General features: G+C 73.6%; 19 protein-coding genes. 3 read left to right on the plus strand and 16 right to left on the minus strand.

Annotated features, from left to right (window positions below; genetic code table 11):
• Positions 1–5: 5 nt before the first annotated feature.
• The 8 genes from ACFY7C_RS03975 to ACFY7C_RS04010 all read right to left on the minus strand — a co-directional run bounded on the left by ACFY7C_RS03975 (position 6) and on the right by ACFY7C_RS04010 (position 8,608).
• Positions 6–773: an amino acid ABC transporter ATP-binding protein gene (locus ACFY7C_RS03975; protein ID WP_389643305.1), complete on the minus strand. Its 768-nt coding sequence runs from the start codon at positions 771–773 to the stop codon at positions 6–8.
• Positions 770–1,717, minus strand: a complete 948-nt coding sequence (locus tag ACFY7C_RS03980; RefSeq protein WP_389643308.1) for an amino acid ABC transporter permease — start codon at positions 1,715–1,717, stop codon at positions 770–772. Before ACFY7C_RS03980 ends, ACFY7C_RS03975 begins: the two co-directional genes overlap by 4 nt.
• Before the next feature lie 3 nt (positions 1,718–1,720).
• Positions 1,721–2,323, minus strand: coding sequence for a GNAT family N-acetyltransferase (locus tag ACFY7C_RS03985; protein ID WP_389643311.1), 603 nt, complete (start codon positions 2,321–2,323; stop codon positions 1,721–1,723).
• On the minus strand, positions 2,320–3,462 hold the full coding sequence (locus ACFY7C_RS03990; RefSeq protein WP_389643314.1) for an LLM class flavin-dependent oxidoreductase: 1,143 nt from the start codon (positions 3,460–3,462) through the stop codon (positions 2,320–2,322). Before ACFY7C_RS03990 ends, ACFY7C_RS03985 begins: the two co-directional genes overlap by 4 nt.
• A gap of 824 nt (positions 3,463–4,286) precedes the next feature.
• Positions 4,287–4,529 (minus strand): DUF5302 domain-containing protein, encoded by a 243-nt coding sequence (locus tag ACFY7C_RS03995; RefSeq protein ID WP_389643317.1) that lies wholly within the window; start codon positions 4,527–4,529, stop codon positions 4,287–4,289.
• A 92-nt stretch (positions 4,530–4,621) separates the two neighbouring features.
• Positions 4,622–6,025, minus strand: coding sequence for a DEAD/DEAH box helicase (locus ACFY7C_RS04000; RefSeq protein ID WP_389643320.1), 1,404 nt, complete (start codon positions 6,023–6,025; stop codon positions 4,622–4,624).
• 148 nt (positions 6,026–6,173) lie between these two features.
• On the minus strand, positions 6,174–7,724 hold the full coding sequence (locus ACFY7C_RS04005; RefSeq protein ID WP_389643323.1) for a long-chain fatty acid--CoA ligase: 1,551 nt from the start codon (positions 7,722–7,724) through the stop codon (positions 6,174–6,176).
• A 110-nt stretch (positions 7,725–7,834) separates the two neighbouring features.
• Positions 7,835–8,608, minus strand: coding sequence for a phosphodiesterase (locus ACFY7C_RS04010; protein WP_389643326.1), 774 nt, complete (start codon positions 8,606–8,608; stop codon positions 7,835–7,837).
• A gap of 145 nt (positions 8,609–8,753) precedes the next feature.
• Here ACFY7C_RS04010 and ACFY7C_RS04015 point away from each other — a divergent pair, with 145 nt between their 5' ends.
• Positions 8,754–9,203: a DUF6098 family protein gene (locus tag ACFY7C_RS04015; protein ID WP_389643328.1), complete on the plus strand. Its 450-nt coding sequence runs from the start codon at positions 8,754–8,756 to the stop codon at positions 9,201–9,203.
• Positions 9,204–9,309: 106 nt separating this feature from the next.
• Here the strand turns inward: ACFY7C_RS04015 and ACFY7C_RS04020 are convergent, their stop codons facing one another.
• The 8 genes from ACFY7C_RS04020 to ACFY7C_RS04055 all read right to left on the minus strand — a co-directional run bounded on the left by ACFY7C_RS04020 (position 9,310) and on the right by ACFY7C_RS04055 (position 18,081).
• The gene (locus tag ACFY7C_RS04020) at positions 9,310–10,329 is read right to left on the minus strand and encodes a glycosyltransferase family 2 protein (protein ID WP_389643331.1); all 1,020 of its coding nucleotides are present in this window, start codon (positions 10,327–10,329) and stop codon (positions 9,310–9,312) included.
• Positions 10,329–11,132 (minus strand): polysaccharide deacetylase family protein, encoded by an 804-nt coding sequence (locus ACFY7C_RS04025; RefSeq protein WP_389643333.1) that lies wholly within the window; start codon positions 11,130–11,132, stop codon positions 10,329–10,331. Before ACFY7C_RS04025 ends, ACFY7C_RS04020 begins: the two co-directional genes overlap by 1 nt.
• Positions 11,120–12,211: a glycoside hydrolase family 113 gene (locus tag ACFY7C_RS04030; RefSeq protein ID WP_389643336.1), complete on the minus strand. Its 1,092-nt coding sequence runs from the start codon at positions 12,209–12,211 to the stop codon at positions 11,120–11,122. The genes ACFY7C_RS04025 and ACFY7C_RS04030 overlap by 13 nt, the downstream gene beginning before the upstream one ends.
• A gap of 15 nt (positions 12,212–12,226) precedes the next feature.
• Entirely contained in the window at positions 12,227–13,738 is a 1,512-nt protein-coding gene (locus ACFY7C_RS04035) for an O-antigen ligase family protein (protein ID WP_389643339.1), read from the minus strand.
• Entirely contained in the window at positions 13,735–15,165 is a 1,431-nt protein-coding gene (locus ACFY7C_RS04040) for an oligosaccharide flippase family protein (protein ID WP_389643342.1), read from the minus strand. The genes ACFY7C_RS04035 and ACFY7C_RS04040 overlap by 4 nt, the downstream gene beginning before the upstream one ends.
• 23 nt (positions 15,166–15,188) lie before the next feature.
• Positions 15,189–15,965 carry a WecB/TagA/CpsF family glycosyltransferase gene (locus ACFY7C_RS04045; protein ID WP_389643345.1) on the minus strand — a complete coding sequence of 259 codons (777 nt, stop codon included), beginning with the start codon at positions 15,963–15,965 and terminating at the stop codon, positions 15,189–15,191.
• Positions 15,966–16,141: 176 nt separating this feature from the next.
• On the minus strand, positions 16,142–17,005 hold the full coding sequence (locus tag ACFY7C_RS04050) for a hypothetical protein (RefSeq protein ID WP_389643347.1): 864 nt from the start codon (positions 17,003–17,005) through the stop codon (positions 16,142–16,144).
• A complete protein-coding gene (locus ACFY7C_RS04055) occupies positions 17,002–18,081 on the minus strand; it encodes a glycosyltransferase (protein ID WP_389643350.1) in 1,080 nt (359 codons plus the stop codon). The genes ACFY7C_RS04050 and ACFY7C_RS04055 overlap by 4 nt, the downstream gene beginning before the upstream one ends.
• Before the next feature lie 175 nt (positions 18,082–18,256).
• On the opposite strand from ACFY7C_RS04055, the gene ACFY7C_RS04060 reads away from it, so the two are divergent.
• Both ACFY7C_RS04060 and wecB read left to right on the plus strand, forming a co-directional pair.
• Positions 18,257–20,872: an ATP-binding protein gene (locus ACFY7C_RS04060; protein ID WP_389643352.1), complete on the plus strand. Its 2,616-nt coding sequence runs from the start codon at positions 18,257–18,259 to the stop codon at positions 20,870–20,872.
• Positions 20,873–21,122: 250 nt separating this feature from the next.
• Entirely contained in the window at positions 21,123–22,262 is a 1,140-nt protein-coding gene (gene wecB, locus ACFY7C_RS04065; RefSeq protein WP_389643354.1) for a non-hydrolyzing UDP-N-acetylglucosamine 2-epimerase, read from the plus strand.
• Positions 22,263–22,280: the final 18 nt, after the last annotated feature.

A 22,280-nucleotide genomic window follows, 5' to 3' on the forward strand; every position in this document is an offset into this window, starting at 1 on the left:
GCTGGTCAGAGGACCTTGGAGAGGAAGGCGCGGGTACGTGCGTGCCGCGGGTCGTCCAGGACGGCCGCGGGCGCGCCCTGTTCCACGACGATTCCGCCGTCCATGAAGACGACCGTGTCGGCGACCTCGCGGGCGAAGCCGATCTCGTGGGTGACGACGATCATGGTGGTGCCGGTGCGGGCCAGGTCCTTGATGACGTCGAGGACCTCTCCGACGAGTTCCGGGTCGAGTGCCGAGGTCGGTTCGTCGAAGAGCAGCACTTTCGGTTCCAGGGCGAGCGCCCGGGCGATGGCCACGCGCTGCTGCTGGCCGCCGGAGAGCTGCCGCGGGTAGGCGTCGGCCTTGTCGGCCAGGCCGACCCGCGCGAGGAGCCGGCGGGCGGTCTCCTCGGCTTCCTTGCGGGGGCGGCGCAGTGCGGAGACGGGGGCCTCGATCAGGTTGTCCAGCACGGTCAGGTGCGGGAAGAGGTTGAAGTTCTGGAAGACGAACCCGATGTGGGTGCGCTGTTTGAGGACGTCCTTCTCCTTCAGCTCGAACAGCCTGTCGCCGTGGCGGCGGTAGCCGACGAGTTCGCCGTCGACGCTGATCCAGCCCCGGTCGACCTTCTCCAGGTGGTTGATGGTGCGCAGCAGGGTGGACTTGCCGGAGCCGGACGGGCCGAGGATCACGGTGACCTCGCCGGCGCGCACCTGGAGGTCGACGCCGCGCAGCACCTCCAGCGGTCCAAAGCTCTTGTGGACGGCGCGGACGTCCACCATCACGTCGGTGCTCATCGGCTCCCTCCCAGGGACAGGCTGTGGATGACACGCCGGGCGCGCTGGAGCGGTGTGGGCGGCGGGGTCCGGTCGGCGCCCCGGGCGTAGCGGCGCTCCACGTAGTACTGGGCGACCGAGAGCAGGGTGGTCAGGACGACGTACCAGGCGGTGGCGACCAGCAGCAGCGGGATCACCCGGCCGTTGCGGCCGTAGACGACCTGCACCTGGTAGAACAGCTCGCCGATGGACATGACGTAGACCACCGAGGTGCCTTTGAGCAGGCCGATGATCTCGTTGCCGGCGGTGGGCAGGATGGCGCGCATGGCCTGCGGCAGCACGATGCGGCGGATCTGCCGCAGCCGGGGGATCCCGAGTGCCGCGGCCGCTTCGAGCTGGCCGTGGTCGACCGCGAGGACGCCGCCGCGGACGATCTCGGCCGCGTAGGCCGCCTGATGCAGCGTCAGGCCGATGATCGCGGCACCGATGGTGCCGATGAGGGCGTTGCTGTCGACGGACCAGAACACCGGCCCGAAGGGGATGCCGATGCCCAACTCCTCGTACAGGGCGCTGAGGTTGAACCAGAACACCAGCTGGACGATCATCGGGATGGAACGGAAGATCCAGACGTATCCCCAGGCGACGGTCCTGAGCACCGGGCTGTGCGACAGCCGCATGAAGGCCAGGACGGTGCCCAGGAGGAATCCCAGGACGGTGGCGTAGGCGGTGAGCTGGAGGGTCACCCAGACGGCCTGGACGATGGTCTCGGACAGGACGTAGTCGCGGAAGACGTGCCATTCCCAGACGGGATTGGTGGCCAGGCCGTGCGCGAACTGCGCGAGCAGCACGATCACGGCGGCGGCCGCGACCCAGCGGGCGTAGTGGCGGGCGGGCACGACCGTGAGGGTGGTGGCCGGGTCTTCGGCGGCTCTCGCGGCCGGTGGGGCGATGGTGTCGCTGCTCATGGGTCACCTGTGCTCGGGCGGGTTGATCGTCGACGCGTCGATCGCGGAGGCGGTGGTTTCCCGCTTCCTCGGGGTCCGGGCGGAGGTGCCGTCCTTGATCAGCTGGTCGACCGGGGTGGGGAGGTGCTTCTCGAACGGGAGCGGTCCGATGGACTCCGGGTCGGCATCGGTGGCGAACAGCGGTGTGTAGCCGGTGGCCAGGTACAGGTTGCGGGCCTCCGGCTGGCGTGGGCCGGTGGTGAGGTAGATCCGCCGGTAGCCGCGTCGGGTCGCCTCCCGCTCCAGCTCGGCCACGACCTGGCGGGCGTGGCCGCGGCGGCGGTGGGCGGAGTGCGTCCAGATCCTCTTCAGCTCGGCCGTCGTCGCGTCGTACCGGCGGAAGGCGCCGCCCGCGACGGCCTGGCCGCGCTCCAGGAGGAGGAGCAGGACGCCCCCGTACGGAGCGGTGAACTCCTCGTCGGGGTAACGGGCGAGTTCGGCGTGGGCGTCCTTGCCGTAGCGGGTGGAGTACTCGTCGCCGAGTTCCCGCAGCAGGGGCTCCACGCGGGGGTCGGATACCGGGACGTGGACGACCGTCAGCTCGGGGAGCGGTCCCGCGGAGCTCACTCGCCCACCGCCGCGAGGGTCCGGGGGCCGCGTGCCGCCCGCTCGGCGTCGCGCTTGGCGACCTCCTCGCGGACGAGGGGGATCACGTACCGCCCGAAGTCGATCGCGTCGTCCAGCAGGTCGTAGCCGCGGGCGGAGAGGATGTCGACGCCGAGGTCGTAGTAGTCCAGGAGCGCCTGGGCGACCGTCTCGGGGGTGCCGACCAGGGCGTTGGAGTTGCCGGCTCCGCCGGTCGCGGCGGCGGTCGGGGTCCACAGGGCGCGGTCGTAGCGCTCGCCCGCCTCGGCGATGGCGATCAACCGCTGCGATCCGACGTTCTGAGGGGACGCGGCCTCCGGGGCGCCGCCGCGGTGGTGCCGGACGAGCCCCGTGCCGCGCCGCTCCCGGATGGCTCCGACCGTGCGACGGGCCTTCTCCCACGCCAGTTCCTCGGTCGGGGCGATGATCGGGCGGAAGGCCACCTGGATACGGGGCACGTCCGTCCGGCCGGCCGCCCGGGCCGCGGCCTTCACGGCCTCGATCTGCTCGGCGGTCTTCGCCAACGGCTCCCCCCACAGGCAGTAGATGTCGGCCTCCGCGCCTCCGGCGGCGTACGCGGCGGGTGAGGATCCGCCGAACGAGACGCCGGGGCGGGGCTGCTGGACGGGGAAGACGTCGCTGACGAAGTCGTGGAAGCGGTAGTGCTCGCCCTCGTGGTCGAAAGGCTCGTGAGTGGTCCAGATCTTCTTGACGAGCTGGATGTACTCGCGGGTGCGGGCGTACCGCTCGTCCTTGGTGAGGGTGTCGCCCTCACGCCCCTGCTCGTGGTCGTTGCCGCCGGTGATGAAGTGAACGGTGAGCCGGCCTTCGCTGATCCGGTCGAGGGTGGCGAAGGTCTTGGCGGCGTAGGTCGGGTAGGAGACGTTGGGCCGGTGGGCGAGCAGGATCTGCAGCCGCTCGGTCCGGCTCGCGACGTACGCGGCGGCCGGAGCGGGGTCCGGGGAACCGGAGCCGTAGGCGAACAGCACCCGGTCCCAGCCGTGGTCCTCGTGCGCCCGGGCGAGCCGGACCGTGTACTCCTTGTCGAAGGCCGCGCCGGAGCGCGGGGTCGTTTCGGATCCATCGTTGGTGGCGGCGATGCCGAGGAACTCCACGGGCATGACAGAGGGGCCTTTCGGAAGCGTTGCCGGACGCGAGCAGGGCGAAGCGGCCTGACGCCAGGCATGAGTGATGTGCCGTCAGAAAGACGGAGACGATGGTGAGGAGCGGGCGTGACGACGTGGGGCGTCGGGATCAGCGGAGCTGCGGCAGCGCGCGTGAGGGAAGAACTCGGCCCGCGACGGGGTCACCGAGGGAGGGAAGGGCCGGTCGTACGGCCCGCTGCCGAGTCAGGCGCGACAGGAGGCGGACCACACCCGACCGAAGTCGATGTGGTCGCGCGAGACCAAGCACTGCTGGGCGTCCATGCGATTACTTGAGCAGTACATCGCGTGTCTCGTCAACCAACGAAGGGACGTAGGAAGGGAGTTCACAGGCCCGTCATATGTGGTTGACAGACCGCGAGCCGTCCACGCATACGATCGAGGAGGGACGGGCTCCGCTGTGCGCGTGGCCCTGTCCGGTCGCGTCGGGGGACGCGGCGAGCGTGACGTCACCGGGCGCGGGGGGTGGTGGGACGGACCTGGTCGCCACCGCGGTCACCGACCCTGCGGACCGCCTGCGCTTCGAGGCCCCCGCCTCCGGGCCGCCCGGCTTCCGGCTGCGCCGGCCTCGTCGACACCGACGAGACCACGGGCACGTTCTCCGCGACGAGCCCCACGGTGCCCGGCGACACGGTCCGCACCACGGCACTGATCGAGGATCCGCCGTTGCGGCATCTGCGCGGCGTGGGCGCGTCCGCGGAGGAGGCGGTCAGGGTGCCCGGGTCAGGTGGCGTCCGGTGGGCCGGGACTCGCGCCGCCTCCTGGACCCGGGGCCGGTCGGATCAGCCGCCGCTCTTGCGGCGGAACGACCGCTGGCTCGCGGCCGGGCCGTGGGCCGCACGCACCTTCGACGCGTTCGGGTTGGCGGCGGCGTCGGCCGCGTCCGCCTGCGCGCCGTGCTTGCGCGCCAGGGCCTCGCGGAACTTGCGCTTCAGGTCGTAGTTGCCGTCGTCGTCCGGCGCCACAGAGGGCGTCTCGGGGTCAGCCGGCTCCGAACCTTCCGACGTTACGGGCTCTGCGGTCATGGTGACCTCCTGGGTTCGGGGGTGGGCGGGCAGGCACAGCTTGTCATGCTTTTCGGCCGGGCCGGGCCGGGGCCGCAACGGCCCAGCGACCCTCAGCCGTTGCGGCGCACGAGGGCGGCCTTGCGGGCCTCGGCCAGCTTGCGGGCCTCGCCGGCCTTCCGCGAGGGCCTGCCGCCGCCGCGGGAGGGGTCCTTGCTGGTGCCGAGACCGCGGAAGGGAGCGTTGCCGTTCTTGGGCCGGGGGACGGCGGGCCCGCCGTCGAGCGGCGTGCCGGAGGGAGCCTTGGCGCCGGTGATCCGGCTCAGCTCCGCCTCGCCCGAGCGCACTTTGGTGACGGTCGGCTCGATGCCGGCGTCGGCCAGCACGCGGCTCGTCTCACGGCGCTGGCCCGACAGCACGAGCGTGACCACTCTGCCGGACTCACCGGCGCGGGCGGTGCGGCCGGCCCGGTGCACATAGTCCTTGGGGTCGGTGGGCGGGTCGACGTTGACCACGAGATCGAGGTCGTCGACGTGCAGACCGCGGGCCGCCACGTTCGTCGCCACCAGGACGGTGATCTCGCCGTTCTTGAACTGCGCCAGGGTCCGGCTGCGCTGCGGCTGGGACTTGCCGCTGTGCAGGGCCCCGGCCCGCACCCCGCTCGCCCGCAGATGCCGGGTGAGCTGGTCGACGCCGTGCTTGGTGTCGAGGAACAGCAGGACGCGGCCGTCGCGGGCGGCGATCTCCGTGGTGACGGCGTAGCGGTCGGGGCCGTGGACGACCAGGACGTGGTGCTCCATCGTCGCGACCGTGGCCGCGGACGGGTCGATCGAGTGGACGACGGGGTCGTGGAGGTAGCGGTGCACCAGCTGGTCGACGTCGCGGTCGAGAGTGGCCGAGAACAGCATCCGCTGCCCGTCGGGGTGCACCCGGTCGAGCACGTCCACGACCTGCGGCAGGAATCCCAGGTCGCACATCTGGTCGGCCTCGTCGAGGACGGTGATCCGCACCCGTCCCAGTCGGCAGGCGTTGCGCTCGATCAGGTCGTGCAGGCGTCCGGGGGTGGCGACCACGACCTCGGCTCCCTCGCGCAGCGCGGCGATCTGCCGGCCGATCGACAGACCGCCGACGACGGCGGCCATCCGCAGTCGCAGTGCCTCGGCGTACGGCGTCAGCGCCTCGGTGACCTGTTGGGCCAGCTCCCGGGTGGGCACGAGGATCAGGGCGAGCGGCTGCTTCGGTTCGGCGCGCCGTCCGGCCGTGCGCGTCAGCAGCGGCAGGCCGAAGGCGAGCGTCTTGCCCGATCCGGTGCGCCCGCAGCCGAGGACGTCCCGCCCCCGCAGGGCGTCGGGCAGTGTGGCGGCCTGGATCGGGAAGGGTTCGCGCACCCCGAGTCCGCTCAGGGTCCGCAGCACCTCCACCGGCAGGCCGGCGAAGGCACCGGTCGCGGCCGCCGCCGGGGTCGTGGCCCCGGAGTCGGTCGTGGACCCGGTCGTGGAGTCGTCGGGGTGCTTCATGAACAGCCTTCCGCAGGGGAACGTACCGAGGAAGGCCCGGCAGGCTCGAACAGTCCGCACACCGGCGGAACCGCACGGGCGGAATCGCCCACCGCGACGACCACGCAAACGCAAGACACTAACACACGGCGGCTTCGCGGAGGGCCGGTCAGCGGCCCAGTTCGCGCTTGAGGATCTTGCCGGTGGCGGTCATCGGGAGGGAGTCGACGAGCTCGACGATGCGCGGGTACTTGTGGCCGGCCATCTGCTCCCGGCCCCAGGCGACCAGCTCGTCGGGGGTGATCTTCGCGTCGGCCTTCGGGATGACGAACGCCTTGACCTCCTCGCCGTGGCTCGGGTGTGGCACGCCGACGACGGCGGCCAGGCTGACCGCGGGGTGCGTCATCAGGACGTCCTCGATCTCCCGGGGGTACACGTTGAAGCCGCCGCGGATGATCATGTCCTTGGAGCGGTCGACGATGTAGTAGAAGCCGTCCTCGTCCTTGCGGGCCAGGTCGCCGGTGCGGAACCAGCCGTCCCTGATCACCTCGGCGGTGGCCTCGGGACGCCCGTAGTAGCCCTTCATCACGTTGTGGCCCTTGACGGCGATCTCGCCGATCTCGCCGGTGCCCGTCACCTCGGACCAGTCGTCGTGGACGAGCTTGACCCGCACGCCCCACAGGGGTACGCCGATGGATCCGGCCCTGGGCTCGCGGTCCGGGTCGCTGAAGGTGACCACCGGGCTGGTCTCGGAGAGGCCGTAACCCTCCAGGATCTGCACGCCCAGCCGGTCCCGGACCTGGCTGATGATCTCGACCGGCAGGCTGGCCCCGCCCGAGACGCCGATGCGCAGGTTCCGGGCGATCCGGTCCACGTCGATGTCCTCGGTGAGCGCCGACAGCAGCCCCCACCACATCGTGGGGACACCGGCGAAGAAGGTGATCTCCTCGGTGTTCATCAGCCGTACGACCTGTTCGGCGTCGAAGCGCGGCACCAGGTGGAGCGTGGCGGCCATCGAGAAGCCGGCGTGCATCTGCACGGTCGCGCCGAAGGTGTGGAACAGCGGCAGGCAGAGCACATGGCTGTCGGTCGCCGGCGCGCTGCCGAAGACCCGGTTGCAGGCCATGACGTTCATCATCGTGTTGGCGTGGGAGAGCTCGGCGCCCTTGGCCCGGCCGGTGGTGCCCGAGGTGTAGAGGATGATCGCGGTGTCGGTGGCCTCGGTGACGACCGGATCGAAGACGGGGCTTTGGCCGGCCAGCGCGGCGCCCAGGGTCTCGGCGCCCTCGACGGGGCTCGGCGCGGCCGGGTCGGCGGTGATCAGGAAGAAGTGCCGGGCCGCCGCGACCTCGTTGAAGGCGGCGAAGCCCTGGGCGCCCATGGGCAGTTCCGGGGTGCCTTCGAAGCAGAAGTACGCCGTCACGTCGGCGTCTTCGAGGTGGTAGGCGATCTCGCGGCTCTTGAGCAGGACGTTGAGCGGCACGACGACCGCGCCGGCCTTGAGGATGCCGTAGTAGACGATCGGGAAGTACGGCAGGTTGGGGCAGCTGAGGGCCACCTTGTCGCCGGGTGCGACACCGCGCTCGACGAGCAGGTTCGCGACCTGGTTCGCGGCGGCGTCGACCTGGGCGTACGTCAGCCGGGTCGGGCCGAGGACGAGCGCGTCACGGTCCGGGTACTTGCGGGCGGAGTCCTCGAGCAGGACCGACAGGTTCAGCATGGTCTTCCTGACATAGTGAACGGAACCTCGATGACGGAACGTCAATATCGGGAAGATAGCGGTTGACGCCGACCGTGCCGCGGCGGGCCCGGCCCCCCGGTCAGGTCCGGTCAGCCGAGCCGTGTGTCGGGCGCCCGTCGTCCCGCCCGGGAGGCGGCGTAGGCGACCTCCCGCAGACGGCTCAGGCGAGCGGTCGGGCGCAGATCCGGCAGCTGGTGCAGGTACGGGTCGTAGGCGTCGTACGCGCCGGATTCCTGGACCTCCGTGGCGTCCGGCGGCCCGGTGAGGAGCGTGCCGAGCGCTCGCCACGGCCGGCCGGGCTCGGCCGCGCAGAGCGTGAAGGCGAGCGGGCCCGCCGTGAGGGCCCGGCGCAGGCTGTCGAGGTCACCGGGCAGGGAGGGGCGCGAGGAGCCCGTCCCCTCGGGCCGCAGGGCCAGAAGCGCCGTCCGTCCGCCGACGCGGTACGAGAGGAGGGCGGAGTACGGCCCGGCGAGCGCGTCGAGGCGCGGCAGGGGTACGTGGCGGGTCCGGGCTCCGTTCCCGCTGGTGGTGAAGAGGAGGTCGAGCCGACGGCCCGCCCCGTCGGCGTCATCGACGCGCAGGGCGATGCCGAGCCCGTCGGGCAGCCTTCCCGGGAGCCCCAGGGCGCGCGACCACCGCATCCGGACCTCGTACGCGGCGGGCCGGTCGAGCCAGGGCACGTCCCACGGTCGTCCGGCGGGACGCATCCGCAGTGTGGCGGCGCAGCCGACGCCCCGGGGATGCAGGGCCGGGGCCGAGCGGCGCGCCGCGACCCGTTCCACCAGACGGCTCACGGTACGGAGGGCGGTCCCGGGCCGGCGGACGGTCCCGGGCCGGCGGCCGGGGACCCGCGTGGTCTCCATGGTGCGACTCCTCGTGTCCGGCGGGCAGGGGTGCGTCCCCGCCGCTACCCCCGTGCCGGTCGCTCACGCCTCCCCCGCGTCCGACCCGGCCTCGTGCGTGCCGCCGACCTGGGGTAGAGACCGGGCGACGGGGTAGCCGCCGTGCATGCACCCGCGGGACACCACCACGATGGCGACCATCGGATCGTTGGAGGAACTGACCGAGCTGATGGCCGCGCGGCGCGGCCTGTACGTGCGCTGGTCGCTGGGGCCGGATGTGGACCTCGCGGGGACGAGGAGCCGTGACGGCCTGACCGGGGTGGAGCTGCCAGGTCTGTCGGCGAATGCCCTGGACGTCGAGGAGTGGTGGGGCGATCGGTCGTTGCGGACCTGGGCGGCCCGTCGCCTGTACGACTACTCGCACCTCCCCCGGGTCAGGGACGGCCGGGTCCGGCCCTGGCTGCTGCGCGGGAGGGAGGCGGGCCGGGGACCGGACAACGAGCCGCTCGTGCGTGACGTACGGCCGCTGGGCTGGGTGGCCGAGGAGGTCATCGCCCAGGCGGAGCGGGAGATCGCACGGCAGACGGGTGCCTGGGGGCCGCTCGACCGCCGGTGAGCGGCGGCGAGCGGTGGAAGAGGCCGCGCGCGACCCCTCGGGCGGCGCGAACGGTGGAAGAGGCCGCGCTCGACCCCGGGCGGCGCGGGGCGTTGTTCGGTGTCGGCTACGCGGCAGAGGGCGTGCTCGCGTCGTCGCGGTGCGAGGGCGCCGGGGCGGCGGACGTCGCCTCCGCCAGGGCGCGGGTGTATTCGAGGTCCCAGACCAGGCTGAAGGCCGCGAGCGCGGGCCGGTCGGCGTGCAGGGCGTGGAGCAGGCATCCGGCGCCGATCGCGCCGGCCACGGCGCACCGGCGGGCCACGGGCGGGTGGCAGAGCCGACGGGCGAGGCGCAGCAGCCAGTGCCGCCGGCGCAGGCCCTCCCGCACCGACGTCAGGCGGTGCGCGTCGGGCACGAGCTGGTCGATGAGCACGTCGAAGCGGGCGCTGAGTCCTGCGATGCGGGTCCACGACCGCAGGGTGCGGTCGCTGTCGTGCCAGACGAGTGCGGCGGGGTCGAAGGCGAAACGGCAGCCCAGCCGGGAGAGCCGGAAGCCGAGTTCGATGTCCTCCTGTCGGGCCAGCCGCTCGTCGAAGCCGCCGACGGCCCGGAAGTCCGCGCGCCGGACCGCGAGGTTGCCGGTGTAGCAGTGGGTCCAGGTGGGCGTGCTGTCGCCGCGGGCCAGGCGGTCGTACTCCCGTCCCAGGCGGTCGGCGTCCCAGTGGGTCCAGGGCGGCAAGCGCCGCCGGGGCGGGGCGAGGATCGGGCCGAGGGACACCACGGCTCCGGCGGCGCGGTCCAGCGCGGCGTGGTGGCGGGCGACCAGCTCGGGCGGGGAGACGCAGTCGTCGTCGATGAACAGGACGTACGGGGCGTCCGACAGGGCCACGCCCTGGTTGCGGCTCGCGCCGGGGCCTCGTGATGCCGCGTTGCGGATGACCCGGATCGGGCGGTCGGGGTGGGTGGGGCCGACGCGGGGGGCCACCGGGTCACGGCCGCCGTCGTCGACCAGGATCACCCCGAAGCGCGGGAAGGTCTGCCGCCGGAGCGCGTCCAGGCAGGCCGCGAGTTTGTGGGCCGGGCGGTCGCGGGTCGCGATGACGACGTCCAGCTCGGTGTCGTGTCCTGGTCCCTGTCCGTCCGTCATCACGTCCGCCTTCCGGGGGGTGTGTAGTGGGAGAACCAGACCGTGCGGTGCGGCTCTCCGGTGGTGAGCAGGTGCGACACGGTGGTGCTGTGCAGTCCGCGCCGCTCCAGTCCGGCGAGGAGGAGTTCCGCCGTCCGGTGCGGCCGGACGGCCCGGGACCCGCCGGACTCACCGGACTCGTCGATGCCCGCGCGCCCGTCGTGCGCGAGGACGATGGTCCCCGCGGCGGCCCGGGCCAGGACGCGGTCGGCGACCTCCCGCTCGTCCTCGCCGCACCAGTCGAGGCTGTCGATGTCCCAGACGACACATTCCAGGCCGGCGCCCCGCACGCCGAGGTAGCTCCGCAGTGTCTGCGCTCCGAACGGGGGCCGGAACAGGGTCACGGGGGCGCCGGCGATCGACGCGAGTTCCGCCGCCGCCGATTCGAGGCGCGCCCGTACCTCCCGGCGTGACAGATGGACCAGGCTCCGGTGGTCGGCTCCGTGGAGGGCGACCTCGTGCCCCTCGGCGACCACGCGGCGCACGAGGTCGGGGTGCCGGCGGGCGTTGTACAGCAGCATGAAGAACGTGGCGTGGCAGGCCCGGTCGGCGAGGACGTCGAGCAGCGGCGGCGTCCGGGTGCGGTCGGGTCCGTCGTCGAACGTCACCGCGACGTACGGGAGGGTCGTGGCCACCCGCCGGACCGATCCGAGCCGTCGGCCGGCGACCGCGTCGACGGCGTGCCGCACCGCTCGGCGGCCCCGCGGTCCCATGGCGCGCCGTAGCGCCTCGGCCATGCCCGGGGCGCCCCTCAGCTCCACCATCGGCGCACCACCTCCTCGGCGGCCTTGCCGCGCGGCGTGTAGTCGAGCGGGTCGTCCTGGCTGCCGTGGGGCGTCACGTCCCAGACCCACCAGAAGACGCCGGCCCACCAGGACTCGTCGCCGAAGCTCCGGAGCAGCGCCTCGTAGCCGGCGGCCTGTTCCGCCTGGTCCGGTGTCGTGCTGATCGTCCAGGAGTACGGGGCGGTGGTGGCTCCTCGCTGGCTGACGTATCCGGCTTCGGTGAACAGGATCCGGCGCCCCCGTTCGGCGGCGAACGCGGCCAGGTCGTCCCGGACGGGTTTCCACGCGCGTTCCAGCGCCCGCACGTCGTGGGTGGGCCGCGTGCCGAGGGGCCAGTAGGCGTCGACGCCGATCAGGTCGACGGCGTCCCAGAAGGCGACGTGGGGGTACTCCTCGTAGTTGGCGGCGTAGACCAACGGCCCCGGATAGCGGTCCCGTACGGCGCGGATGACGGCCAGCCAGGCGTCGCGCTCCCCCGAGACGCCCTGGAGTTCGGTCCCCACGGCGAACTGCTCCGTCCCGGTCCGGGCGGCCAGCTCCGCGTAGTGGGTGATGAAGGCGGTGTAGGAGGCGAACCACCGTGCGCGGTCGCGGGGTCGGATGAGGCCACGGCTCTCGGCGTCGGGCAGATCGATGTGCGGTTTGAGCAGGACCTTCAGGCCGTGCCCGTGGGCGAGGTCGATCACCTTCCTCACCCCGGCGTCGTCGGGTGTCTGCCACACGGCGCCGGCGGGCGCCCGGGTGATCTCGTGGGCGTCGGGGCCGCTCTGGAACCAGGTGGGAGTGATCTGGATCCATTCCGCGCCGACGTCGGCGATCTGGCGGAGCCGGTCCTCGACCACCCGGGTGTCGCCGTAGCCGTCGCGGGTGTACGTGGGCAGGGCGAATCCGTACTGCCGCTGCTGCGCCGGGCCGGGAGCGGGGTCGCCGGAGCCCGCGGACGTCGCCGTGGCGACGAGCACGACGCTCAGGGCGGCGCCTGCCAGGAGGCGTGCGCGGCGCCTCGACGCGCCCCGGGTGGTGGGGCGGTCGCCGTGGGAGGAGGGGGTGGTCGGCACGGGCGCGTCGCCTCCTCACCGGGGCCCCGGCCGGGGCCGTACCGGCGGCGGGGCTGGCTCGGGGCGGGCGTCGCGCGGTGGCGAGGGTGGTCGTGCCCGGACGCCGGCGGGCCCACCGCTCCAGCACACGGCGATCAGCAGGCCCATCACCGCGGTGACGCCGAGGGCGTCGAACGCCGGGAAGGTGATGTTGGTGAGGAGCAGGGCGAGGAGGGCCGCCCGGCTGCCGATCCGGAGGGTGTGCATCCGCCACTCCTCCTCCGGCGGGCCCCGCCGCACGACCGCCGCCACGATCACGAGCACGAGGAACGCGGCCGCCGGTACGCCGATCTTCCACGCCAGCCAGAGGTAGCCGTTGTGGGCGAACGGGGTCGTCATGGTCGCGAAGGTGTCGTCCTTGCCCCAGGTGATGGTGGCGCCGAAGCCCGATCCGGTCAGGGGTCGGCCGCTGATCTCGTCCAGGACGAGCCGCGACTCGATCACCCGGTACTCGTAGGACTTGTCGATCTCCAGTCGATTGACCGAGAGCAGGCGTTCCACGGCCGTACGGACCTCGCCGGGCGCGAGCGCGGCGAGGCCCACGAGCAGCGCCACCGCCCCGATCGGGGCCCACCGGAGCGCGATCCGGCGGGCGTGGACCCCCGACATCACCACCACGACGGTGCAGGCCACCGCCGTGGCCACCCAGAAGGTCCGCTCGTAGGTCAGCCAGAGGCAGACCGCGTTCAGGCACAGGATCACGGCGAGCAGCCGGCGGACCGGGACCGATCGCACCCGGCCGGACACCAGGACGGCCCAGGTCAGGGTGACCGCGAGCGGATACGCGTACAGGCCGCCCTGCAAGGAGCCGCGGCCGGACGAGGTGAGGTCCACGCCGCGGCGGATGCCGACGTCGGCCGCGCTGGTGTAGTCGATGGAGAACCCCCACTGGATCAGCCCCCACATCCCGAGGGCCAGGCCGAGGGCCACCAGCGCGGCCTCGAGCCACCGCCGGGCCGGCGGATCGTGGACGACCGGCCACGCGAGCACGAACGCGCCAAGGCCGAGCAGCACGCGGCGGGTCTCGTGGCCGGCCTCGCTCACGGCGGCTCCGTGGGTGATCCCCCAGGCCATGGCCCCGGCGAGCACCAGGGCGACGGCCGCGGCGGCGAGGAGCGGCCCGTCGAGCGCCAGCCGGCGCGTCAGGAGCAGCCAGGCGACCCGGCACAGTCCGAGCAGGAGCAGGACGTCGACGAGCAGCAGGCCGGGGCGGCCGGATCCGCCGAGGGCGGAGAACCGGTCCTGCACCTCGAAGGGCACCAGCACGGTGACGGCGAGCAGCAGGGACAGGGCGGCCACCGGCGCCCCGAACGCCAGCGGGACCACCACGAGGGCGGCGACGGCCGTCAGCGGGGACACGGGCAGCAGGACCCCGAAGACGAGCGCCGAAAGGACGGCGACGCACGCGACGCGCAGGGCACGTGGGTCCGGTCGGGAGGCGGGCGTCGGGGTCGCCGCCGCGTTCCGCGTGAGCGCTGCCCGGGTCACCGTGACCGCCTCCTGACGAAGGGCCGCAGCAGCAGGAATCCCGATGCCGCGAGTCCGGCGGCGCTCGCGGCGCAGACGGCGACGTCACCGGACGTGCCCGAGGCCCGCAGCGAGACGAGCAGGGCGAGGGTCAGGGCCAGTTGGCAGGCCACCGCGGCCACGACGGGGCGCAGTGCGTGCCAGAGCCTGCCGGGTGTGGTCCCGGCGAGCCGTGCGCCGACGGTGGCGTACACCGCCGCGTACGGCAGGAACACGGCGAGGTGCGCCAGCGCGGCCCCGCGGATCCCGTCGACCGACACGAGGATCCACAGGGCGGACGCGGTGGCGACGCAGCGGGCGACCATGACCTTGGCGCGGAAGTCGATGTGTCCCGTCCCCGAGAGCGCCTCGCCGATGCAGTTGTCGATGGCGTAGCCGATGCCGGCCACCCACAGCACCTGGAACGCGGGCACCATGCCCGCCCATTCGGAGCCGAGGACGGCGGGGAGCAGCACCGGTGCGAGCAGGATGCCGACGGGGAGCAGCGGCAGCAGGAGCGTCGACATCAGGCGCACGGACTGCACGGTCCGCTCCCCGGTGGTCTCCGGGCTGGAGGCGGCGGCGGCGAAGAGCACCTTCCCGACCTGTTCCGAGAACTGCGTGGAGGGCGCCATGGCGATGGTGAAGGCCAGGGCGTAGAGGCCGACGAGACTCGCGTCGCTGGAGAGGCCGACCACCAGGTAGTCGAGGTTCGCGGCCAGCATCGTGGTGACGCCGAAGAGGAAGAACCACCGGTCGCCGGTGCGCAGGCGCTCCCCGGTGCCGGTGGCGTGCGGCACGGCCGGTCCTCGGCGGAGGCCGGGCAGGCAGAGCGCGCTGGTGATCACCGCGAGCAGGCCGAACAGCACCACCTGGCGGGCCACCAGGGACCAGACGCCCGCGCCGGCCAGGACCGCGGCCACGGCCACCGCGGCGGACACGACGTTGGCGACCGCCGTCGCCCCGGCGAGCCGCCGGAACCGCATGGACTTGTGGAGCAGGGCCGTGGGGACGATGGCGATCGCGTGCAGGGGCAGGCAGACCGCGAGGAGCGCGACGGCGGGGGCGTCCCCGCCTCCGGCGAAGGTGTCCACCAGGGGCGCGGCGGACGCCGCCATCGCCCCGCCGAGCGCGGCCGCGACGAGGAAGCAGCGCGAGAAGGCGCGTACGAGATAGGCGCGGGTGAGGTGCGGGTGCACCATGATGCCGCCGTAGGTGCCGCGGTCCACCACCAGGGTCGCGATGTAGACGACGGCCGTTCCCACGGCGACGGTCCCGAAGCTGGCGGGGGGCAGGCGTCGTGCGAGGAAGATGAGCGAGCCGTAGGCGAAGGCCTGGGCGACCAGATGGCTTCCGGTCATCCAGGAGGCGGAGGCGATCAGGCCGCGCCCGGTCAGCTCGCGCCGCATGGGGGCCACCTCGGCGCCGGTGTTCACGGCAGCGCCGGGCCGCGGGGTGGCGCCGCCGGTGACCCGCCGCGGCGCCGGCGGTGGCGCAGGGCGTCCACGGCGAGACGGGCGGTGGTGGGGAGCCCCTGGACCAGGTAGCGGCGCCAGAGCCAGGGCTGGCTCGTCAGCCGCCAGGCCCATTCGAGGCAGAGCCGCCGCACGATGAGCGGGGGCCGGGTGCGGTCGCCGTTGACGAAGTCGAAGCTCGAGCCCACGCCGACGAACCAGGTGCCGGGCAGGACGGGGCGCAGTGCGGTCATCAGCGCCGTCTGGCCCGCGAAGGGCAGACCGATGAACACGATGTCGGGGGCCGAGGCGGTCACCGTGCGCGCGAGGGCGGCCAGCTGTTCGGCCATGGCCTCGGGCCGGACGTAGCACGCGTGGCTCTCGGCGCGCAGGCCCGGGTGCAGCCGCGTGAGGCGGTCGGCGGCCCGCCGTGCCTCGCCGGGGCGGCCGCCCGCGAGCAGGATCGAGCGGCCCCGTACGGCGGCTTCGGCGGCCAGTGCGTGGAGCATGTCCGTGCCCGTGATCTGCCGGGGTACCGGGGTCCTCTGGATGCGCAGGGCGACGACCAGCGGCATTCCGTCGGTGACGACGAGCTCGGTGTGTTCGAACAGGCGCTGGAGCTCGGGCGAGCGCCGGTACTGCCGCAGGATGTCGACGTTCGGTGTCAGCACCGTCCCGCCCCGGCCGTCCGCCAGACCGTGGAACACCCGGCCGACCGCCTCGTCCAGCGTCACGGCGTGGATCGGCAGGCCCATGAGGCGGGTGACGCGTCGGGGCGGAGCGGATCCCGGAGCGGATCCGGCAGCGGGGCGCGGTAGGCGGCTCGACTCCTCGGGGAGCGGCATCGGACGCGCCTGCTCAGGAGGCGACACGGGGCTCGACCGCTCGGGGGGCGATGTCGGACGCGACTCCTCGGGGGGCGGCATGGGACTCAACTCCTCAGGGTCGGCGAGGACATCGGGAGCTCGCTTTCGCCGACCGCTGCCTCGTCGTCCCGCGGGCGGCGCCTGAAGCGCTCTATCCCGTAGGCCGCGACGACGCCGACGAACAGCCCGCCGACGGCCGCCATCCCGATGACCACGACCTCGGACATCTCCTCGACGCGCACCGGCGGGCTGGTCGAGTCGATGCTCAGGGTGGGGTCCACGCCGTTCTCGCGGACGAAGGTGAGGAGTTGCAGCCTGCGGGACTCCTCGCCGGCGTTCGGGTCGACATCGGTGTTCCGGGTCGCGAAGGCGATGCGGCGGTCCAGTTCGGCGGAGATGGTCTGCCACCGCTCCTTCAGGGCGGTCTCGGCGAAGGTCTGCGCAAGCCGGACCGCCTGGGCCGGCTCGGGCGCCCGGGCGGTGATCTCGATCATGTTCGTCTCGCCGACCGGCGTGACGTCGACGGCGCCGCGGACGGACTCGGGGGTCCAGCCGCCGCCGAGGGAGCGGGCGGTCTCGACCGCGACCTGGTGCGAGTCGAGCAGTCGCGCGACCGTCGAGGAGGTGCGGTCGGCGTCGCCCGCGTCGCGGACGAGGCTGGTTCCGAGGAAGGTCTCGTCGGACTGCGAGAGCGGGGTGACGGGCATTTTCGTGGTCGCGCTGTACGAGGGGGTCCGCGGCCCCCAGACCATCACCAGGCTCGCGGCGACGGCGGCGAGCGTGGTGAGCAGCATCAGGGGCCACCAGCGCAGGACATGGCCGGCCGCGACGCCGCCGGCGGCGGTCCCGCCCGCGTGCGGTGCCGTGGGCCGGGTGCCGTTCGCCGAGGTGGCGTCCCCGGGGGTGTGCCGGTGCAGGTTCGTGGTCATGCGGGCCGCCCGTATGCGTGGAGGTGCACGGTGACCGCCTGGTTCTCGTCGAGGGACGGGTCGGGTGCCACGCCGGAGGTCAGCTGTGCGTCGATGGCACGGTTGAGATCGTGCGGATCGCCCGCCCGGAAGGTCTGCGAGGCGAGTTCCCGCAGTCCTCCCACGTTCGCCGCGGCGGTCGGGGTGCCCAGCTGACGGGCGACCGCGAGCACCCCGCTCTGGCTCGCCTTGTCGTAGGGCAGGACGACGAGGTCGGCCGCCTCGATCGCCGCCGTGAACTCCGGGAGTTCGAGGAACTCCACGCGGGCGGCGACATCGACGCCGTAGGTCCTGGCGAGTTCCGCGCAGCGGACCCATCCGCCGCGGTCCTCGCCGACGACGGCCAGCCGCCGGTTCGCGGGCCAGTGCCGGGCGCTCTCGATGAGCACGTCGAGGCGCTTCTCGGGGCGGATGCATCCCGCGAAGAGGACGACGTACGTGTCGGGGCCGGCCCGCCACGCGGCACGCCACGCGAGCCGCTCGTCGGCGGAGGCGCGGGGCACGAGCTGGACGAGCGGGGAGCGGCGTGCTTCGAGACCCCGGCGGTGAAGGACCTCGACGTCCGCCTGGGAGTAGACGATGATCGCGTGGGGGACGCGCAGGGCGAGCCGCAGCAGCGCGCCGTCCACCCGGCCCCGTCGCGAGAACGTGTCGTGCGGCGAGTAGACCACCGTGCGGTCCCTGAGCCGGGCGACGCGCAGCGCCAGCAGGGTCAGCGCACCGGCCGCCGCGATGCCCTCCACGTGCAGGACCGCGCCGGGTGGCACCGCGGAGTGCAGGTGCGGCAGGGTCCGTCCGACGAACCTGGCGGCGATGGCGCCGGAGCGGCGGGCACCGCCGTCGCCGTGACGCGGCCACCACGAGCACGGACACAGTTCGACGCCCTCGACGCGCACCTCCTCGTGCTCGTGCCCGGTGTGGAGCACCACCCGCCGGCCGGACCGGCCGAGGAGCTCGGCGAGGCGGCAGCTGTGCTGGAAGACACCGGCGTAGCCCGAGGGTTCGAACAGGTGGATCTGGTCGGATGCGGGGCGCATGCCAGCAGTCTGTGGTGGCGCCGAGGCGGCTTCATCGGCAACCCGGCCCAATTTTTCACGGTGGGGTGCCCAGAAGGTGCCCAGATACACCGCGCGACGGGGAAGGCGGCCGGACCCGAAGATCCTTAGACTGAGGGGTGGACGGACACACGACGCATCCACGCTGGGGACAGCCGTGACCGATCTCCTCGAACGCGGCGCGGTACTGCAGGATCTCGCGGGCTGCCTGGAACGGGCCGAGCGGGGCGACGGACAGCTGATGCTGCTGCGTGGTGAGGCGGGCATCGGGAAGACCTCGGTCGTACGGCGCTTCGCGGAGGAGACCGGAGGCAGCGGCCGGGCCCGGGTCCTGCTCGGGGCCTGCGACCCGCTCTCCGCGCCCCGCCCGCTGGCCCCCCTGATGGACATCGCCACGCTGCTCGGCCCGCCGGTGACCCAGGCGCTGGAGGCGGGTCTGCGCCGGCGCTCCGACCCGGGCGGGATCTTCACCAACGTGCTCACCGCCCTCGGCGGCCGGTCGGGAGGGCAGCCGACGCTGCTGGTGATCGAGGACATGAACTGGGCCGACCAGGCCACGCTGGACCTGCTGCGCTTCCTGGCCCGGCGGATCGACCGGATCCCGCTGCTGCTCCTGGTGACCTATCGCGACGACGAGATCGGACCCACCCATCCCCTGGCGGTGGTCCTGGGCGACCTGGCCTCGTCCCGTGCGGTGCGCCGCTGCACGCTGGGGCCGCTGAGCCGCAAGGCGGTCGCCGACCTGACGGCGGCGGCCGGGCATCCGGTGGACGCCCACGAGCTGTTCTGCAACACCCACGGGAACCCGTTCTACGTCACGGAGGTCCTGGCGGCCCGCAGCCACGGCGTCCCCACCACGGTGCGGGAAGCGGTCCTCGGCCGGATAGCCCGGCTGCCGGACCGGGCCAGGGAGGCGGCGGAGACGGTGGCCGTCATCGGCCCCCGCGCCACGGAACCGCTGATCAGCGCCGTGTCACCGGCCGCCGCGACCGGTCTCGCGGACTGCCTGGCCGCGGGCGTGCTGTGCACCGACGGCCCGGTGCTGTGCTTCCGCAACGAGCTGGCCCGCCGGGCGGTCTGGGAGTCGCTCCCGGTGTACCGGCGCGCCGGACTGCACCGCCGCGTGCTGGCGGCCCTGCGCTCGGGCCCGGTCGACCCGGGCGATCTCGCGCGGCTCGCCTTCCACGCCGAGCAGGCGGGCGACGAGGCGGCCCTCGCCGAGTACGCCCCGCGCGCCGCCTCCTACGCCGCGGCGCTCGGCTCGCACCGGGAGGCCGCCGAGCTGTACGGACGGGCCGTGCGCAGCCCGGCCGCCGCGCCGCCCGCGCGGCGCGTCGAGCTGCTGGAGGCGCAGGCCCACGAGAGCTATGTGACCGGAGGCCTCCCCGAGGCGATCGACGCCTGGCGGGAAGCGGTCGGGCTGCGCCGCGAGCAGGGCGACCGGCGGCGCGAGGCCGAGGACCTGCGCCGGCTCTCCCACATGCACTGGCTGGCGCTCCGCGCCGGCGACGCCTGGCGGGCGGGCCTGGACGCCGTCCGTGTGCTGGACGGCGACGGCTCGTCCCGGGAGCTCGCCTGGGCCTACGCCAACCTCGCCCAGCTCGCCTGCGTCGGCTACGACCCGGCGACGACGGCCGACTACGCGGGAAGGGCCGCCGAGCTGGGGCGGGACCTGGGGGAACCGGCGCTGCGGGCCCATGCCCGGCTCCACGAGACACTGGTGCGCGTGGTCTGCCACGGTCAGGGCTGGCAGGACTTCGAGGACGCCTGGCACGCGGCCATGGCCGAGGACGGCATGGCGCACGACGCCTGCAGGATCGGCGCGATGGCCTGCTGGACGGCGGCGCTCCACCACGATCTGCCGCGCCTCGACCGGCTGACCGTCCGCACCTGCGCCTACTGCCGCGAACACGAGCTGCCGATGTTCCTCGTGCCGGCCCTCGGCGCGGCCGGCCTCGGCATGCTGCACCGGGGCCGCTGGGCCCAGGCGGCGCGGAAGGCCGGCGAGGTGCTCGACCGCAACCGCCAGCCGCTGCACCGGCTGCTGCCGCTGGTGACCGCCGCCCTGGTCAGCGCCCGCCGCGGCGAGGAGGGCGGGTGGCCGCTGCTCGACGAGGCACTCGCGTACGGCGAGGAGGCCGATCTCTTCCTGGCGGGGCCGGTCTGGGCCGCCCGCGCCGAGGCCGCCTGGCTCGAAGGGGACGACGGCCTCGCCGTGGCGGAGGCCGAGCACGGGCTGAAGGCGGTCACCGGCGACAGCGACCCCTGGCTCGTCGGCGGGATGCTGCGCTGGGCCCGGCTGGCGGGCGGCGAACTCCCCCGGACGCGGGTGGCGGAGCCGTACGCCCTGGAACAGGCCGGCCGGTGGCGCGAGGCGGTGGCGGTGTGGGAGGGGCTCGGCTGCCCGTACGACGCGGCGCTGGCCGGCCTCGGCGGTGATGTGCCCGCCATGCGCCGGGCCCTGGAGACCTTCCGCTCCCTGGGGGCCGGGGCCGCCGCGGACCGCGCCTGGGAACGCCTGCGGGCGGCCGGGGTGCGGCGCACCCCGCACGGCAGGCGCGCCTCGACCTGGGCCAACCCGTACGGCCTGACGAGGCGGGAGCGGGAGGTCCAGCGCCTGCTGTGCGAGGGACTCACCAACCGGGAGATCGCCGCCCGGCTCTACATCACGCCGAAGACGGCCGCGCACCACGTCGCCGCCGTCCTCGCGAAGCTCGGCGTCCACCGGCGGGAGGCGGCCGCCATCCCGCTGGACGACGAGACCTCGCGGTGAGTTCGCGGCGGGGCGGGTACGGCGGAACCCTGACGGGCTGACGGGGACCACCCGAGGTGGCGCCGCGGCCACCCGCGGTTTCTGGGTATCCCCCCGCGGAAAAATCGGCTCCTGTTGCCGATGAACCCGGCCCGGCGCCGCCGGGAGACTGGCACCGCGAGCCCTCGGGCGTGAAAGCACGGAGGCGCGCAGAACGAAGCCGGACACATCCGCGGCACCCCTTGGCGGCGCCGGACGTCGGAGGTGGGACATGGCACGGCGCATCCGCGTGGCCGCGTTCCTCGGCACACGGCCCGAGGTCATCAAGATGTACTCGCCCATCCGGGCGCTGAAGGAGATGGACGCGGCCTTCGAGACGATCGTGTGCTCCAGCGGCCAGCACTCGGAGCTGTTGTCCGACGCGCTCACGACGTTCGGGATGGACGTCGACTACCACCTGGCGGTGATGCGCAGGAACCAGCGCCCCGCCGAGGTGGCGTGGAAGGTGGCCCGGTGGGCGTCCGACATCTGCGAGGAGCGGCACCCGGACGTCGTCCTGGTGCAGGGCGACACCACGACCACGATGGCCGCCGGTGTCGCGGGCTTCCACTCCGCCACGCGCGTGGCCCATGTGGAAGCCGGCCTGCGGACCTACGACAACAGTGCCCCGTGGCCCGAGGAGGGGCACCGGCGGATCCTCGGCGCGATCGCGGACCTGCACTTCGCGCCCAGCGAGCTGGCCGCGGCCAACCTCGTACGCGAAGGGGTGGCGGCGGACCAGGTGTTCCTCACCGGCAACACCGGTATCGACGCGCTCTATTGGGCGCTGTCCCAGCCGCGCCAGACGGCCCCGCCTCCCGAGGGGCAGCGCCGCATCGTGATCACCACGCACCGGCGGGAGAGCATCCCCGACGGGATCAGGTCCGTCTTCGGCGCCGTGCGGCAACTGGCGGACCTCTACCCCGACGTGCGGTTCCAGCTGGTGCGCCACCCCTCTCCGCCGGTCGCGCGGATGCTCAGGGAGACCCTGGACGGGGACCGCCCGCGGAACATCGACGTACTGGCGCCATGCAGCTACATCCCGTTCATGCGCATGCTCGCCGACTCGTATGTGATCGTGACGGATTCGGGCGGTATCCAGGAGGAGGCCCCGGCCCTCGGCAAACCGCTGCTCGTGGTCAACCGCCGCACGGCACGCGAGGAACCCCTGCGGGCCGGGACCTCCCACCTGGTCGGCACCGACCAGAACGACATCGTCGCGGCGGTGGCCGCCCTCCTCGAGGACCCCGCCCACTACGCCCGCATGGCCACGCGCCACGACCCCTACGGGGACGGCCTCGCCGGCGAGCGGATCGTGAAGATCCTCGGTGAGGTGATCGCGCCGTCGACAGGGACGGAGTTCCGGCCATGACGGGGGCGAGGGCAGTGC

This window comes from Streptomyces sp. NPDC012769 (assembly GCF_042901205.1).
Taxonomy (GTDB): domain Bacteria; phylum Actinomycetota; class Actinomycetes; order Streptomycetales; family Streptomycetaceae; genus Streptomyces.